Source organism: Rhodococcus sp. PvR044 (assembly GCF_040548995.1).
Lineage (GTDB): Bacteria > Actinomycetota > Actinomycetes > Mycobacteriales > Mycobacteriaceae > Rhodococcus_G > Rhodococcus_G oryzae.
The window spans coordinates 222,130-237,555 of sequence record NZ_JBEPSX010000009.1 but is presented as its reverse complement, the minus strand read 5'-3'; the positions used below and the strand labels follow the sequence as shown (position 1 = coordinate 237,555).

The 15,426-nt window shown below is 69.1% G+C and carries 16 protein-coding genes; 9 read left to right on the top strand and 7 right to left on the bottom strand.

Translation table 11 applies throughout. The annotated features are described in order from the left end of the window. The first annotated feature begins 23 nt into the window (after positions 1-23). A complete protein-coding gene (locus ABIC28_RS20820; RefSeq protein ID WP_097209937.1) occupies positions 24-2,354 on the top strand; it encodes a RelA/SpoT family protein in 2,331 nt (776 codons plus the stop codon). Between the two features lie 68 nt (positions 2,355-2,422). Here ABIC28_RS20820 and ABIC28_RS20815 read toward each other — a convergent pair whose 3' ends face one another. Together ABIC28_RS20815 and ABIC28_RS20810 are read right to left on the bottom strand one after the other, a co-directional pair. Beyond that, a complete protein-coding gene (locus ABIC28_RS20815) occupies positions 2,423-3,223 on the bottom strand; it encodes a peptidylprolyl isomerase (protein WP_097209936.1) in 801 nt (266 codons plus the stop codon). Further along, a complete protein-coding gene (locus ABIC28_RS20810; RefSeq protein ID WP_136909139.1) occupies positions 3,220-4,092 on the bottom strand; it encodes a peptidylprolyl isomerase in 873 nt (290 codons plus the stop codon). Before ABIC28_RS20810 ends, ABIC28_RS20815 begins: the two co-directional genes overlap by 4 nt. 157 nt (positions 4,093-4,249) lie before the next feature. Between ABIC28_RS20810 and ABIC28_RS20805 the strand changes: the two genes are divergently transcribed. Genes ABIC28_RS20805 through ABIC28_RS20790 form a run of 4 tightly spaced genes read left to right on the top strand, consistent with a single transcriptional unit; the run spans position 4,250 to position 7,474 of the window. Then, positions 4,250-4,930 (top strand): MBL fold metallo-hydrolase, encoded by a 681-nt coding sequence (locus tag ABIC28_RS20805; protein ID WP_209926223.1) that lies wholly within the window; start codon positions 4,250-4,252, stop codon positions 4,928-4,930. A 34-nt stretch (positions 4,931-4,964) separates the two neighbouring features. Further along, the gene (hisS, locus tag ABIC28_RS20800) at positions 4,965-6,245 is read left to right on the top strand and encodes a histidine--tRNA ligase (RefSeq protein ID WP_354580621.1); all 1,281 of its coding nucleotides are present in this window, start codon (positions 4,965-4,967) and stop codon (positions 6,243-6,245) included. Continuing rightward, a complete protein-coding gene (locus ABIC28_RS20795) occupies positions 6,232-6,867 on the top strand; it encodes a hypothetical protein (protein WP_097209932.1) in 636 nt (211 codons plus the stop codon). Before hisS ends, ABIC28_RS20795 begins: the two co-directional genes overlap by 14 nt. A 46-nt stretch (positions 6,868-6,913) precedes the next feature. Next, a complete protein-coding gene (locus ABIC28_RS20790) occupies positions 6,914-7,474 on the top strand; it encodes a CHAP domain-containing protein (RefSeq protein WP_354580656.1) in 561 nt (186 codons plus the stop codon). Between the two features lie 148 nt (positions 7,475-7,622). Here the strand turns inward: ABIC28_RS20790 and ABIC28_RS20785 are convergent, their stop codons facing one another. Together ABIC28_RS20785 and ABIC28_RS20780 are read right to left on the bottom strand one after the other, a co-directional pair. Beyond that, entirely contained in the window at positions 7,623-8,045 is a 423-nt protein-coding gene (locus tag ABIC28_RS20785) for an HIT family protein (RefSeq protein WP_097209930.1), read from the bottom strand. Then, positions 8,042-8,725, bottom strand: a complete 684-nt coding sequence (locus ABIC28_RS20780) for a TetR/AcrR family transcriptional regulator (protein ID WP_209926228.1) — start codon at positions 8,723-8,725, stop codon at positions 8,042-8,044. The genes ABIC28_RS20785 and ABIC28_RS20780 overlap by 4 nt, the downstream gene beginning before the upstream one ends. A 133-nt stretch (positions 8,726-8,858) precedes the next feature. On the opposite strand from ABIC28_RS20780, the gene ABIC28_RS20775 reads away from it, so the two are divergent. The 3 genes from ABIC28_RS20775 to ABIC28_RS20765 are packed head-to-tail and all read left to right on the top strand — an operon-like array spanning position 8,859 to position 10,312. Then, positions 8,859-9,176, top strand: coding sequence for a carboxymuconolactone decarboxylase family protein (locus ABIC28_RS20775; RefSeq protein ID WP_209926230.1), 318 nt, complete (start codon positions 8,859-8,861; stop codon positions 9,174-9,176). Further along, positions 9,173-9,748 carry a carboxymuconolactone decarboxylase family protein gene (locus ABIC28_RS20770; RefSeq protein WP_209926231.1) on the top strand — a complete coding sequence of 192 codons (576 nt, stop codon included), beginning with the start codon at positions 9,173-9,175 and terminating at the stop codon, positions 9,746-9,748. Before ABIC28_RS20775 ends, ABIC28_RS20770 begins: the two co-directional genes overlap by 4 nt. A 39-nt stretch (positions 9,749-9,787) precedes the next feature. Next, positions 9,788-10,312, top strand: a complete 525-nt coding sequence (locus tag ABIC28_RS20765) for a GNAT family N-acetyltransferase (RefSeq protein ID WP_354580617.1) — start codon at positions 9,788-9,790, stop codon at positions 10,310-10,312. A gap of 118 nt (positions 10,313-10,430) precedes the next feature. Here ABIC28_RS20765 and ABIC28_RS20760 read toward each other — a convergent pair whose 3' ends face one another. The 3 genes from ABIC28_RS20760 to ABIC28_RS20750 all read right to left on the bottom strand — a co-directional run bounded on the left by ABIC28_RS20760 (position 10,431) and on the right by ABIC28_RS20750 (position 13,709). Beyond that, complete coding sequence (locus ABIC28_RS20760; protein WP_354580615.1) at positions 10,431-10,874, bottom strand: hypothetical protein; 444 nt, start codon at positions 10,872-10,874, stop codon at positions 10,431-10,433. A 475-nt stretch (positions 10,875-11,349) separates the two neighbouring features. Then, a complete protein-coding gene (locus tag ABIC28_RS20755) occupies positions 11,350-12,252 on the bottom strand; it encodes a Fic/DOC family protein (RefSeq protein WP_354580613.1) in 903 nt (300 codons plus the stop codon). Further along, a complete protein-coding gene (locus tag ABIC28_RS20750; protein WP_354580611.1) occupies positions 12,249-13,709 on the bottom strand; it encodes a putative nucleotidyltransferase substrate binding domain-containing protein in 1,461 nt (486 codons plus the stop codon). The genes ABIC28_RS20755 and ABIC28_RS20750 overlap by 4 nt, the downstream gene beginning before the upstream one ends. A gap of 197 nt (positions 13,710-13,906) precedes the next feature. Between ABIC28_RS20750 and ABIC28_RS20745 the strand changes: the two genes are divergently transcribed. Continuing rightward, a complete protein-coding gene (locus tag ABIC28_RS20745) occupies positions 13,907-15,424 on the top strand; it encodes an amino acid permease (RefSeq protein WP_354580609.1) in 1,518 nt (505 codons plus the stop codon). The last annotated feature ends 2 nt before the right edge of the window (positions 15,425-15,426 follow it).

Below are 15,426 nucleotides of genomic sequence, written 5' to 3'. Positions count from 1 at the left end.
CCGACAGCACGGGAGGTGACGCAATGACCCAGAACCTCGACCGGTCGCAGTCCGAGACCGGGACCCCGGCTGCGCCGCAGGAGGGGGTGGCGCCCGCGGTGCCCACCTCGGCGTCGCGGCGGGTGCGGGCCCGGCTGGCGCGCCGGATGACCGGGCAGCGCAACGCCACGATCAAGCCGGTGCTCGAGCCGCTGGTCAGCGTGCACAAGGAGCTGTACCCCAAGGCGAACCTGGCACCGCTGCAGCGCGCCTATGACGTCGCGGAGGAGCGTCACTCCAGCCAGAAGCGCAAGTCCGGTGATCCCTACATCACGCATCCGCTGGCGGTGGCGAACATCCTCGCCGAGCTCGGGATGGACACCACGACCCTGGTCGCTGCGCTGCTGCACGACACGGTGGAGGACACCGGCTACTCGCTCGAGCAGCTCACCGAGGAGTTCGGTGACGAGGTCGCGCATCTCGTCGACGGCGTCACCAAGCTCGACAAGGTGGTGCTCGGCAGCGCCGCGGAGGGCGAGACCATCCGCAAGATGATCATCGCGATGGCCCGCGACCCGCGGGTGCTGGTGATCAAGGTCGCCGACCGGCTGCACAATATGCGCACCATGCGCTTCCTGCCTCCCGAGAAGCAGGCGCGCAAGGCCAAGGAGACCCTGGAAGTCATTGCGCCGCTTGCGCATCGACTCGGTATGGCCACGGTCAAGTGGGAACTCGAGGACCTCTCGTTCGCGATCTTGCACCCGAAGAAGTACGAGGAGATCGTGCGCCTCGTCGCGGACCGGGCGCCGTCGCGCGACACCTACCTGGCGAAGGTGCGGGCGGAGATCAACGCCACCCTCGCCGCGTCCCGGATCAACGCGGTCGTCGAGGGCAGGCCCAAGCACTACTGGTCGATCTACCAGAAGATGATCGTCAAGGGTCGCGACTTCGACGACATCCACGACCTGGTCGGCGTGCGGATCCTGTGCGACGAGATCCGGGACTGCTACGCCGCCGTCGGCGTCGTGCACTCGCTCTGGCAGCCGATGGCGGGCCGGTTCAAGGACTACATCGCGCAGCCCCGCTACGGGGTGTACCAGTCGCTGCACACGACGGTGGTGGGCCCGGAGGGCAAGCCGCTGGAGGTGCAGATCCGCACCAGGGACATGCACCGCACCGCGGAGTTCGGCATCGCCGCGCACTGGCGCTACAAGGAGACCAAGGGCAGGCACTCCGGTGACGCCGCCGAGGTCGACGACATGGCGTGGATGCGGCAGCTGCTCGACTGGCAGCGCGAGGCCGCGGATCCGGGGGAGTTCCTCGAATCGCTGCGCTACGACCTGGCGGTCAAGGAGATCTTCGTCTTCACCCCAAAGGGCGACGTCGTGACGCTGCCCGCCGGTTCGACACCGGTGGACTTCGCGTATGCGGTGCACACCGAGGTCGGGCACCGGTGCATCGGTGCCCGGGTGAACGGCAGGCTCGTCGCGCTCGAGCGCACGCTCGAGAACGGTGAGGTCGTGGAGGTGTTCACCTCCAAGGCCGCGAACGCCGGTCCGAGCCGCGACTGGCAGGGCTTCGTCGTCTCGCCCCGCGCGAAGACGAAGATCCGCCAGTGGTTCGCCAAAGAGCGCCGCGAGGAGGCCCTCGAGGCGGGTAAGGACGCGATCGCCAAGGAGGTCCGCCGCGGTGGGCTGCCCCTGCAGCGCCTGCTCAGCTCCGAGTCGATGTCGGCCATCGCGCACGAGCTGCGCTACGTCGACGTGTCCGCGCTGTACACGGCCGTCGGCGAGCACAATGTGTCGGCTCAGCACGTGGTGCAGCGGTTGGTCGCGAATCTCGGCGGCGTGGAATCCGCCGAGGAGGAGCTGGCCGAGCGGTCGACCCCGTCGACCATCCCGATGCGTCAGCGCCGCACCACCGACGCCGGTGTGCTGGTACCGGGCGCCACCGGCACGGTGGCCAAGCTCGCCAAATGCTGCACCCCGGTGCCCGGCGACGAGATCATGGGCTTCGTGACCCGCGGCGGCGCGGTCAGCGTGCACCGTACCGACTGCACCAACGCCGGGTCGCTGCGCGAGCAGTCCGAGCGGATCATCGAGGTGCAGTGGGCGCCGTCGCCGTCCTCGGTGTTTCTGGTCGCGATCCAGATCGAGGCGCTGGACCGGCATCGGCTGCTCTCCGATGTGACCAAGGCGCTGGCCGACGAGAAGGTGAACATCCTCTCGGCGTCGGTGACCACCTCCGGCGACCGCGTCGCGATCAGCCGCTTCACCTTCGAGATGGGCGACCCGAAGCACCTCGGGCACGTGCTGAATGTGGTCCGCAACGTCGAGGGCGTCTACGACGTCTACCGGGTGACCTCAGCCGCATAGGCGGCTGCGCCGCCCGTGCGTGGTTGACGAGTCTCAGGACTCATCAACCGCGCACGGGCGCGGAGCGCCTAGCTGACCTTGGCGGTCTCGATCTGAACCGGGGTGTTCGGCTTGCCGCCGCCCGCGGACATGGAGCCGTCGTCGCCATCGGCGGCGATCTTCTCGATAGTGGCCAGGCCCTCATCGGAGATGGTGCCGAAGACGGTGTACTGCGGGGGCAGCACCGAGTCCTCGTAGACCAGGAAGAACTGGCTGCCGTTGGTGCCGCCGGGACCCGAGTTGGCCATCGCGATCGTGCCGCGCGGGTAGAGCATGCCCTCCTGGGCGGCTGGATCGCCCTCGGCGAAGGCCGTGGTCGGGTACTCGTTGGCGAACCGGTAGCCGGGGCCGCCGTTTCCGGCGCCCGAGGGATCGCCGCACTGCAGCACCTGCAGGCCCGGGCTGGTCACCAGCCGATGGCAGGGGGTGTCGTCAAAGTAGCCCTGCTCGGTCAGGCTGACGAAGCTGTTCACCGTGCACGGCGCCTCGGCGCGGTCCATGGTGAGGCCGATCGGGCCCTGCGTGGTCGCCATCGCGACGCCGACGGTACCCGCGGTGGAGACGCCGTCGGTGCTCGGCGGTTGGACCTGCTTGGACGCCTGGCCCGCCGGCGCGTACGTGCAGGACACGGTCGCCGCGGCCGGCGCGGCCGGGGCGGGCAGTGCCGGGTATCTCGACAGGTCCGGCGCCGCGCTCTGCTGGCTGGCCAGCGTGCGCGTCGTCGGTGGGGTCGAGGAGCTGTCGTCGCTCGAGCAGGCGCTCGACGCCAGCAGCAGGCCGATGCCTGCCGCGGCCAGCACGCCCCGCCGGACGTTCACCAGGGCCCTCATGCCGCCACGCTCGCGGTCGTGATCTTGATCGGGAGGTTGGGCTTGCCGCCACCCGCGGACATCGAACCGTCGTCGCCTGCCGCCGCGACCTTCTCGATCGTCGCCAGGCCCTCGTCGGAGATGGTGCCGAACACCGTGTACATCGGGGGAAGCGGCGAGTCGTCGTAGACCAGGAAGAACTGGCTGCCGTTGCTGCCGGGCTGGCCGGTGTTCGCCATCGCGATGGTGCCGCGCGGGTAGGTGACGGGCTCGCCGAGGTTTGGGTCGTCGGGGTTGTACTGATCGGTCGGGAACTCGTTCTCGTAGCCGTAGCCCGGGCCGCCGGTACCCATTCCGGTCGGGTCGCCGCACTGCAAGATCTTCAGCCCGGTGGTGCTCAGGCGGTGGCACGGGGTGTCGTTGAGGTAGCCCTGCTGCACGAGGCTGACCATGCTGTTGACGGTGCAGGGCGACTTCGCGCGGTCGAGCGTGAGCCCGATCGGGCCCTGGTCGCTGTCGAGGTTCACCGCGACGGTGCCCTCCGCGGACACCCCGGTTGCGGCGGGGAGGTTCGCGGGCTTGGCCGGCGGCGTGCCGTCCGGCGTGTAGCCGCAGTCGACCGTCGCGGGCAGCGCCTGGGAGCGGCCGGCAGGCATGACACCCGGAGTCGGCGAGTCCGCGGCGGACGTCGAGGTGTCCGAGGCCTCGGAGGCATCCTCGTCACTGGTCAGGGAGTAGATGAAGGCGCCCGCGGCGACCACGAGTACGACCCCGAGGGCGGAGGCCCCGATGGTCATCTGCTTGCGCTTGCGGGCCCGCTCGGCTCGATGCTCGAGTTGCCGTTCCAGCTTTCGCTTGGCGGCTTGGCGTCGCTGCTCATTGGTCGGCACTGCTGCATACCTCTTGTCCTAGGGCGGAGCCTCGGGCTCGCGAGACGGCTTCGTCTGGTCGCTGAGTGAGTCTGCCATCTGATCCTGAGAAGAGGCCGCATAGGCTGTATCCGGTCCTCACCCCCGACCGACACCCACGTCATTAGGAGCGATCGCCGTGCTCGTCACCGGATTCCCGGCCGGAGCGTTTCAGACGAACTGCTACATCCTCGCCCAGGACGGCGCGAGCGAGTGCATCGTCGTCGATCCAGGTCAGAACGCGGCCGAGCCGCTTTTCGAGTTCCTCACGCAGTCGTCGCTGACGCCGACGGCGGTGCTGCTGACCCACGGCCACCTCGACCACACCTGGTCGGTCGAACCGGTCTGCGAGAAGTTCGGCATCCCCGCCTACATCCACCCGGAGGATCGCTACATGCTCAGCGACCCGCTGCGGGGGACCGGGCCCGCGCTGGCCTCGATGCTGGGGGACGCGGAGTTCCACGAGCCGCGGGAGGTGATCGAGCTGGCCGACGGCGACGTCCTCGAGCTGGCCGGGATGTCGCTGACCGTGGATCACACCCCGGGCCACACGCAGGGGTCGGTGGTGCTCCGGACGATGGCGGACACCGACGACGGACCGGTGCAGATCGCGCTGACCGGGGACACCCTGTTCGCCGGGTCCATCGGCCGTAGCGACCTGCCGGGCGGTGATCACGAGCAGTTGCTCCGGTCGATCGCGGCGAAGCTGCTGGTGCTCGCCGACGAGACGGCGGTGCTGCCGGGTCACGGCGGGTCGACCTCGATCGGACAGGAACGGATGTCCAACCCGTTCCTGGTCGGACTGGCCGGATCCAGGTAGGGGCTCGTGTTTTCGGATAGGAGAGACTAGACCCGTGAGCAAGCCCAGTAACACCGCATTCTCCGCCCCCAAGGGCATTCCCGACTACGTGCCGCCTGCGTCCGCGGAGTTCGTCGCCGTCCGCGACGGACTGACCCGCGCCGCGAGGCTCGCGGGCTACGGCCACATCGAGCTGCCGATCTTCGAGGACACCGGGCTGTTCGCTCGCGGCGTCGGCGAGTCGACCGATGTGGTCAGCAAGGAGATGTACACCTTCGCCGATCGCGGCGACCGGTCGGTGACGCTGCGACCGGAGGGCACCGCGGGCGTGATGCGCGCGGTGATCGAGCACGCTCTCGACCGCGGCCAGCTCCCGGTCAAACTCAGCTACTCCGGGCCGTTCTTCCGCTACGAACGACCGCAGGCGGGCCGGTACCGGCAGCTGCAGCAGGTGGGTGTCGAGGCGATCGGTGTCGACGACCCGGCGCTGGACGCCGAGGTGATCGCCATCGCGGACGCCGGCTTCCGCAGCCTCGGCCTCGAGGGCTTCCGGCTCGAGATCACCTCCCTCGGCGACGACAGCTGCCGTCCCCAGTACCGGGAGCTGTTGCAGGAGTTCCTGTTCGGCCTCGATCTGGACGAGGACACCCGTCGGCGCGCGGAGATCAACCCGCTCCGCGTGCTCGACGACAAGCGTCCGCACATCAAGGAGATGACCGCGGGCGCCCCGCTGATGCTCGACCACCTCTCGGAGGAGGCCAAGGCGCACTTCGACGAGGTGCTCGCGCACCTGGACGCGCTCGGCGTCCCGTACGTGGTGAACCCGCGGATGGTGCGCGGCCTGGACTACTACACGAAGACCACCTTCGAGTTCGTGCACGACGGCCTCGGCGCCCAGTCCGGTATCGGCGGTGGCGGCCGCTACGACGGCCTGATGGAGCAGCTCGGCGGGCAACCGCTGTCGGGCATCGGTTTCGGGCTCGGCGTCGACCGCACCGTGCTGGCGCTGGCGGCCGAGGGTAAGACCGTCGGCAGCCCGGCGCGCTGCGAGGTGTTCGGGGTTCCCCTCGGCGACGAGGCGAAGGCACAGATGGTCGTGATCGCGGCGCGGCTGCGCGCGGCCGGGATCCGGGTCGACATGGCCTATGGCGGCCGCGGCGTCAAGGGTGCGATGAAGGCCGCGGATCGCTCGGGGGCCAGGCTCGCTCTCGTGCTCGGCGAGCGGGACATCGCGGACGGCGTGATCGGGGTCAAGGACCTCGCGACGGGCGACCAGCGCCAGGTCCAGCTCGGCGAGGTGGTCACCGAGATCGGGGCGATCCTTGCCGACGGGTGACCCCGCCGGGTCGGTGTCCCTCGACCTCATTCCGTCGTCGCTGATCGCGCCCCGGCTGCGCAAGGTCGCGTTGTTCGCGATCGTGCTCGGCGTCGTGGTCGCGGTCGGCGTCGGCTTCTTCGCGTCGGCCGGCCTGGCCGTGCTCGTCGGCGCGATCATCGCGGTGCCGACCGCGGTGTCGGCGCTGCTGACCATGCGTCGGCGGATCTGGTTGACGGGCACCACGATCCACGCCCGCAACGGCCTGCGAACCAGGTCGGTGGACGCGAGCCGGGCGGTGAGCGCGGAGGTGGTGGTGCGTGCCGCACGGGTCAGTCAGGTCGGCGTCCGGATCGGCGACGGCAATGCGCTGGTCTCGATCCCGCTGGCGCTGTACACCGACGACGGCGGTCGCGAACTCGACCTGCTCGGGCTGCGCTCGCTGGCCGATGCGCTGAATTCGGGCGAACTCGCCCCGGCGGTGGCCGTCGCCTCCGTCCTGATCGGGCAGCTGCGCGCTGAGGCGCGCGGCGCCGGGCTGGAGGAACGGCCCCTCTACCGGGCGGTGCGGACCGCGCGCGAGGCGGGCCGCGTTCCGCAGACCGTTCTCACGGACCACGAGGTCGCCGGGCTGGCAGACTGATCAGGTGACCTCCGCTCCCGAGTCGACCCGCCGCCGGCGCCGCCCGATGGTCTGGATCGTTGCCGCCCTGGCCGCGCTCGCCGTCGTCGTGGTCGGGGTGCTCTGGGCGGCACCGACCCGCTATCTGCCCTGGGACACCAGCGATTTCCCTGCGGTCGACCTGGCGGCGTTGTCGCCGGAGCAGGCGCGGGTCGTCACGCTCCTCGAGGAGGAGCACCGGAGCCAGCGGCCGGGGACCTTCTACGCCGAGGGCGTCGAGGAACCCTGGTGTGCGGATTTCGTGAGCTGGATCATGCGGGAGGCCCAGCAGCCGCTGTCGAACCCGAACTCCGGTCACTGGCGGATTCCCGGGGTCTACACGCTGCAGGCGTACTACGAATCGCAGGGGCGGTTCGAGCCGGTGGACGGTGGCTACCGTCCGTCGGTCGGTGACGTGGTGCTCTACAACAACCGCAGCTGGGTCGGTCAGCACACCAATATCGTGGTCGCGGTCGACGGCGACACCGCAACGACGGTGGGTGGCAACGAGTTCGGCCGGATCCGCGTGCACACTCTCGACTGGTCGAGCGACTCCGCGGTGGTCGGGTTCGGCCGGCTCGTGTCCTGATCGTCTCACGGCACCAGGGAACGTCTGGGTTGTGGCGCCGCCGGGGTCGGGGGTCACGGCGGCGCCACACGTCATTGGTACAGCAGCGCCGCGCCAATCGGAAGTGTTGTTCCTCGAAATGGGGGAACAACTAGGGGGTTGGTGGCGATTAGGGGAATCGCAACGCGGCGCGGATGCGGGCGGCGTGGTCGGCGGCCTCTGTGTCGTCGGTGTAGCGGGTGCGGGGCCAGAAGAAGCCGCGCAGCCCGTCGCCCTTGGTGCGCGGCACGATGTGCACGTGCAGGTGCGGAACGCTCTGCGAGACCACGTTGTTCATCGCGACGAACGAGCCCTGCGCGCCCAGCCCGGTGACCATTGCCTCCGAAAGGCGTTGCGCGACCGTGAACAGCGGGGAGACCAGCTCGGCTGGGAGCTCGGGCAGGGTGGCGACGTGGAGCCGCGGCATCAGCAGCACGTGGCCCTTGAACACCGGGCGGTGGTCCAGGAACGCGAGGGTGTCGGCGTCCTCGAACACGACGTGGGCCCCGGACGGGTCGGCGACCACGTCGCAGAAGGCGCAGTCGGTGCTCATGTGGACCGGGTGGTGGCCAGCAGCCGCTCGGCCTGGGCCCGAAGGGATTCGGCGTCGTGCCAGCCCAGCACCCGCAGGCCGGCCTCGGCCAGCAATGCCGGCGACTGCTCGCCTGTGCCGGTGCCGCCGCCCTCTGCGTCGCTGCGCTCGTTGATCACCGTTTCCACGATCCGGAAGGGCAGCCCCGCGCGGGACTCGTCGTCGGTTCCGAGCTCCGCGAGGACCGCGGTCGCGAACTCGCGGTAGCGTCTGCGCAGCTGCTGGCGTTCCTCCCGGAACCGGGAGAACCGCTCGGTGCGCAGCTCGGGCAGCAGGTACAGGGCGCCGAGGTTCCACCGGCCCGCCATCAACTGGCCGCTGTCGAACAGGAGCAACGCGTACAACCGCACCGCCGCGGGCTCCGTCGTCGCCGCGAGCCGGTTGGCCAGCTCCAGCGGGGCGGTCACCGTCTGCTCGAGCAGTGCCGCCAGGATGTCGTCCTTGGTGGCGAAGTGGTGGTACAGCGACGCCTGCCGCATCCCGACCATCTCGGCGATCTGCCGCGTGGAGGTGGAGGCAAAGCCCTTGGTGGTGAACAGTTCCGCCGCGGCGTCGAGGATCTCTGCCTGTGCGGTGGGGCCGGGTCGGCGCTGTTTCGTCAGGCGGGGTCGTCCGGGGCCGGCGTTGGTCACGGCTTCCATCCTGTCAGGCATTCGCCCCCGGTTGTCGTATCGAGCGTGCGGCCGAGTCGTCGTACCCATATAGACGATGTACAGCTGAAATCTCTGCGTCTACGTTGAGAACGGGGACCACACCCGGGAGGAGACTCCAACCATGTCCGACATAACCCAGCTGCACCGCGCGCTCGTTGCCCGCGTCATCGACGGCGACGGGACGGCGCCGCCGGAGTTGCGCCGAGCGGCCTTCGACAATGCCGGCCTCGGCGAGCCGATGCGTACGTTGATCGAGAAGGTGGCGGATCACGCGTACCGGGTGACCGACGAGGACATCGCGGCCGTTCGGGCAGCGGGTCTGAGCGAGGACCAGGTCTTCGAGATCGTGGTGTGCGCCGCCGTCGGCCAGGCGAGCCGGCAGTACAACAGCGCGCTCGCGGCGCTGGCCGGCGCCACGGGAGAAGGAGGCGCGCGATGAGGCTCGACATCCTCGATCGGGGCCACCGCCTGCGCACCAAGGCCGTGCTGGCGCTGATTCGGCTGGTGTCGCGCCAGCCGGTGGTCGACGCGGTCAAGCTGGCGCTGTACCGCCCCGACTTCTACGGCGGGGGACCGCTCACCCACGAGGCGATGCGCGGACCATCGGAGTGGTCGATCGGCGATCGCGAGCTGATGGCGGCGTTCGTCTCACAGGTCAACGAGTGTCCGTTCTGCGTGGCCGCGCACTCGGCCACATCGACGCTTTGGTACGGCGACGACGCGAAGGTCACCGCCACGCTCGCCGATGTGGAGACGGCGCCCATCGAGGAGCCGCTCCGGGCGACGCTTCGTATGCTCGGCAAGCTCACCCGGGAGCAGAGCATCGACGAGGACGACATTCGCGCCGCGCTGGCCGCATCCGTTTCGCCTCAGCGGATCGAGGACGCCCTGGCCGTGTGCCTGGCCTTCAACATCACCGACCGCCTCGCCAACGCCTTCGACTTCAGCGTCGCGAGCCCCGAGGCGATGAACGCCGGTGCCCGGCATCTCGTGAAGCATGGTTACCGCTAGGCGCTCCCGGTAGGTTCCAGCGCAGAGTGAGGGGGCGGAATGAACGAGGGGCGTCAGACGATCCTGAGTACCGAGCGAGTGAGGCTGACCACCTGGCTCCCATCAGACCTTCAGGATCTGGCCGAGCTGCATGCAGACCCGGTCACAATGCGGTTCATCGGCCACGGGCGTCCCGAAACTATGGACGAGGCGCGCTCGAGGATCGTCGAGTACCGCAGCGAACAAGGCCAACGAGGCTGGACCAAATGGCGCGTGGAGGGCAACGACGGAGGCATGATCGGCCGGGCCGGCTTCGGCGAGAGCGATGCCGGCCGCGAGTTGGCGTACGCCTTGCGTCCAGACCAGTGGAACCGTGGCCTCGCGACTGAGATCGCCGAGGCCTTGGTTCGCTGGCACGTCGAACATCCGCCCACCGATCGGGCTTCAAGCAGCCTCTGTGCGTACGTCGAGGTCGGAAACCAAGCGAGCGTGCGGGTACTCGAGAAGGTCGGCTTCACCTTCGTGGACAGACGCCCCTACAAGGGTGTGACCTGCGACTTCTTGCAGCTTCCCGTGAGGAGCTGACCGCGAACTGTTTGCCTCGGTCCGCGGTTAAGACCGCCACCGCAGACGCACCAGGGCAGCCATGACCAGGACAGCAACGCCGCCGAGAGCAAATCCCCACCACGCCGGCGCGCCAATGTCATCGACACCGACTGGGTCCGTTTGCGGATCTGGCGCCTGCGGTGACCCGTAGACGGTCATTCGCGGCTTCTCGGGTCCGGTCGTTGTTCGAATTGGTTGTGGCTGAGCAACTGTTGACCGACCAGGGTGCGCCATTGGTCTCGTATGTGGACGTGAAGACGAGGTATTCGGTGCCGATCTCGAAGCCGCGCCCGCATGCCGCGCTCTGCACACTCGACGACACCACCGTCGAAGCGCCGACGTCGCCCTCGAACACCTCACGGACCTTGAACTCGTAGAACTCTGTTTGGTCTTCGGCACGCTTAGACGTCGCAGTCCCGGTGAAGACTGACGCAGCATGCGAGACCTGCTCGACGATGTGAGGACCGTCGGGCGCGTAGGCGCACGAGCAGGCAGAAGCCACGCCAGGAGTGAACAACGGCAGCGCTCCCGTCAGACCCACCACCGCGAGTATCGACAGCAACCACCGCACAACGCCCCCCGTTCAGGTCCGCACACCCCTCCGACCGGAACCGATGCTAGACCTGCGGTATCAGAAGGCGTCAGCTATTGCGACGTTGCTACTTCCAGGTCCACCAGGATGCCTGCCTCTCGGATCCACGGGCCGTCCGGCGGAGGAACCATCGGGCTTCCCCATTCCCGCGCGTCTGGCGGCATGGGGACCGCCGGCACCAAGCCGCAACGAGTACGTCCCGGGGTGGACCCGACCGTATGGGTCGGTCCATGCCGCCGACAATCTGCCTTCGCTGAGCGGTTCGACCAGTGCCACAACGTCATTAGAGGTCTCTGGGTGGATCCACGGTTCGGCGAGGTAGAACTGGAGCGCGTAGTCGACGTGGTCGCCTACCTGCGGGATATCGATTGTCCCGTCCATGACCAGATCCTCGGGCACGATGATCCGCAACGTCGTCACCACATCATTCTGCCTGGTCATCGGGATGGTGGATCGGGACATCCGCGACCGCCGCGTCGCTCGGTGCAAGCGCATCCGGGACCAGCGCGCGGTGGAAGATCGGGATCAGCGGCCGGGGGGAGGGTTCACCGGAGCGACGGAACGGCGCCGAGTCCCGCGAGCCATCCGTCCAATCGCGGACGCTCACCGCGGACAGATCGAGCCGGAACGGGGTCTGCGCGGCCAACTGGTGCAGGAACAGCGTCGCGGTCCGGCCGTTGCCCTCGCGGAACGGGTGGGCGTGGTTGAGGGTGGCGTAGATCCGCGCGAGCGTGAAGGCGAGCGCGCCCCGGTCGGGTGTTGACCAGTCGGCGTCGGCGACGTACCCGGCGACGAGGCCGAGGTAGTCCTCGATGGCGGGGACCGGAGCGAACTCGTTGCCGCCCTTGGTGATGTCGACGATCCGGGTCTGCCCGGCCCACGCGAACACGTCGCCGAACACGTGCTGGTGCAGCTCGCACAGGTGGGTGGCGTCGAAGCCGGAGCCGACATCGGGACGTCGGTCATGCACCTGGAGGATCCGGACGGCGGTCGCGGTGAACTCGATCGAACGCAGCGCGGCGCCGTCCCGGTAGTCGAAGTTGTTCCGCAGCACCCGGGTTCCGGGAACCAGGTACGGGTGACGCCGCAGGAACAGCCGTCGACGCGGCGGCACCGCGACGCGGAACGTGTCGGCCTCGGCGCGACAGTTCACCAGATAGCTGCCGACGGTGAGCTCCCGGAGCAACACCGCGACGAGGTCCGCGATCTGGTCCGGGCGCGGCTCCCAGCCCTCGAGACACTCGGCGGCGACCGTCTGGTCCACCGCGCGCGTCTGCCGTTCGTCGAGCCGGGTGAACAGCGTCGGCCAGCGCTCCGAGGCGTTCACGCGCCCGGGCCCGCGTAGGCGAGTTTGCGTTGTACACCGGCGATCTCGCGGACGGCGTTCGCGAGCAGGCTGCGGTAGAGCGGGGTGAGCGAGGCGATGGTGAGCTCGTCGGTGACCGGTAGCCCCTGTTCGAGCTGCTCGCACTGGTGGCGCAGCCGGATCTGTTGCAGGACGTCGAAGGATTCCGCCAGGATCCGGGCGTCGTCGTCCGGTAGGAGCCCGGTGTCCGCCGCGGCCTGTAGGCGCGCGGGGGTCGATCCCGCGCCCAGCCCGGCGGCCAGGCCAGCCCAGCGGGCGATGTTGACGATCGGCATCACCCCCTGCGACTTCAGGTTCACGAAATCGGTTCGTCGGGTGAGGACCTGGCGCAGCGAGTGGATGCGGACCTTCTCCTCGACCGCCTCGCGCAGCAGGAGCTTCATCGCCGAGGGCGTCGCCCTGGTCCTTGCCGAGACCTGTGCGGACATGTCGAGGCCGTCGTCTCCCCGGGTGACCCGGCTGTCGGTGAGCAGGGAGATCATCAGGATTCCCTTGTCCTCGTACGGGTCCGCGATCCACTGGTCCGCGGCCTGCATCCAGGCCCCGGCGGACCGCGCGAAACGCGGTCGCGCGGCGGTGGCCCCCTTCTCGTCGGACGGGAAGCCGCACCGGTCGAGCAGGCGGTGCACCCGCGCGGCGGTGGCCATCAGTTCCGTGTCGGTGTCCGGCCGCTGGTCGTCGTCCGCCCACACCAGGGCACTGTCGACATCGGAGCCGGGCATCGCCTCGCGGCGGGCGACGCTGCCGAGCGAGAGCCAGGTGAACGGTGTCCGTCCAGACCGCGCGGTCCGGGTCTCCAGGTGCAGGGCCCGCGCGGCGGCGGCGTCCACGATCACCGAGAGGATCGCGGAGACGTCCAGCGGTGCGACCCGTGCCCGCCAGAGGCCGAGCACCAGCTCGGGCACCTGGGCGGTCGCCGCGATCAACGCATCCGGGGTTGCGGCCCTGGCCACGGCGGCGCGGAGCAGGAACCCGCTGCGGGTCGCGGTGGCCAGCAGGTCGCCGTCCTCGAGGACGCCGAGCAGTGCACCCGTCTCGGACATCACCGGCATGTGCCGCACCCCCCGCTCGAGCATGTCCATCAGGACATCCGCGCCGAGACGATCCGCGGGAACGGTGCGTGCGGGTGCGGTCATCACGGCCGAGACCGGGGTGTCGGTGCCGAGCCCGGCTGCCACCACCCGCCGCCGCAGATCACCGTCGGTGAAGATCCCGTGCGAGCCCCCGGTCAGCGGGACGATGACATAGCGCTTGCCCTCCCGGGTCATCAGCTCGGCCGCCTCGCGCACGGTGCTCTCGGGGGAACAGATCAGCGCGGGCCCGCGCAGCAGCTCGCCTGCCCGGCGCATCGCCGGGTCACGAACGACCAGTGGGGCGGCAGGTCCGGCGCCACCGTCCTTGTTCTGCACGGCTCTCATGGGCACATCCTTCCAGGACTCGGTGTTCCGACGCCGCAGGCGGCGGCGGTGAGCAGTTCGCAATGTCTGCGTAACGAATGACATTGAGACGCAACGGAAAGCCCGAACCTCGAAACGTGCGGGACACCCATGCGCACTGGTGGAACGGAAAACTATCAACTGACAGATACTCCGCCGCCCGCCTCGCAGGAGAGCCCATGACGACCGTCGCATCTCAGTCCCAGGACCACGACGACCTGGCGGAATTCGGGTACGAACAACAGCTGCACCGGTCGCTGGGCAAATTCGCCTCCTTCGCGGCCGGCTTCTCCTTCGTCTCGATCCTGACCACGATCTTTCAGCTGTTCGGTCTCGGTTTCAGCTTCGCCGGACCTGCGTTCTTCTGGACCTGGCCGTGCGTGTTCATCGGCCAGTTCATGGTGGCCCTCTGCTTCGCCGAACTCGCCGCCCGCTACCCGATCTCCGGCGCGATCTACCAGTGGTCGCGGCGAATGGGAGGCGAGCTCGTCGGGTGGTTCGCGGGCTGGTTCATGATCCTGGCCCAGATCGTCACGGCCTCCGCCGCTGCCATCGCGCTCCAGGTCGTGCTGCCGACGGTGTGGAGCGGATTCCAGATCGTCGGCGAGGACAGCGCCCTGACCTCGCCGAGCGGCGCCGCGAACGCGGTCCTGCTGGGGTCCGTGCTCCTTGTGCTGACCACCACCATCAACTGCATCGGCGTCAACTGGATGTCGCGGATCAACAACATCGGCGTCACCTGCGAGATCATCGGCGTGATCGCCGTGGTCGGGATGTTCTTCACCCACGCCCAGCGCGGGCCCGACGTCGTGTTCGACACGGGCGAGGCAGGCACCCAGCCGGGGTACATCTGGGCCTGGATCGTCTCCGGGCTGATGGCCGCCTACGTGATGGTCGGGTTCGGCTCCGCGGGCGAACTCGCCGAGGAGACCCGTAACCCTCGCCGGGTCGCGCCCCGCACCATCCGCCTCGCGCTCTCGGTCTCCGCCATCGGCGGCGGCCTGATGATCGTCGGCGCGCTGATGGCGGCGCCGAGCCTGACCGATGGCCGCCTCGCCACCGAGGGACTGCCCTACGTGCTGACCTCGATCCTCTCCTCGCCATGGGGGACGCTGCTGCTGATCGACGTCACGATCGCGGTGTTCGTGTGCACCCTCGCCATCCAGACCGCGGCCTCGCGGCTGATGTTCTCGATGGCCCGCGACGGTCGACTGCCCGCCTCGTCGGTGCTGTCCCGGGTCAACCCCCGCACGGGCACCCCGATCGCGCCCTCCGTCCTGATCGGCCTGCTGTGCGTGGCGGTGCTGGCCGTCAACGTCGGCAACTCCGCGATCTTCACCACCCTCTCGAGCGTGTGCATCGTGCTGATCTACCTGGCCTACCTCATGGTGACCGTGCCGCTGCTGGTGCGCAGGCTCAGCGGCTGGCCGACCGGCGGGCCGCAGGTGGACGCGGAGGGCCGCCCGCTGTTCTCGCTCGGGAAGTTCGGGATCCCCGTCAACATCGCCGCGGTCCTCTACGGCGCGCTCATGGTCGTCAACCTGTCCTGGCCGCGCGCCGAGATCTTCAACCCGACAGGCGAATTCCCCCTCCTGCAGTGGGCCGCGCCGCTCACCGTTGCTGCCGTGGTGCTCATCGGAGCCCTCTGCTACCCGCGCGGCAAGACCGTCCCGAACCCCGTCACGATCGGAGCCTGACA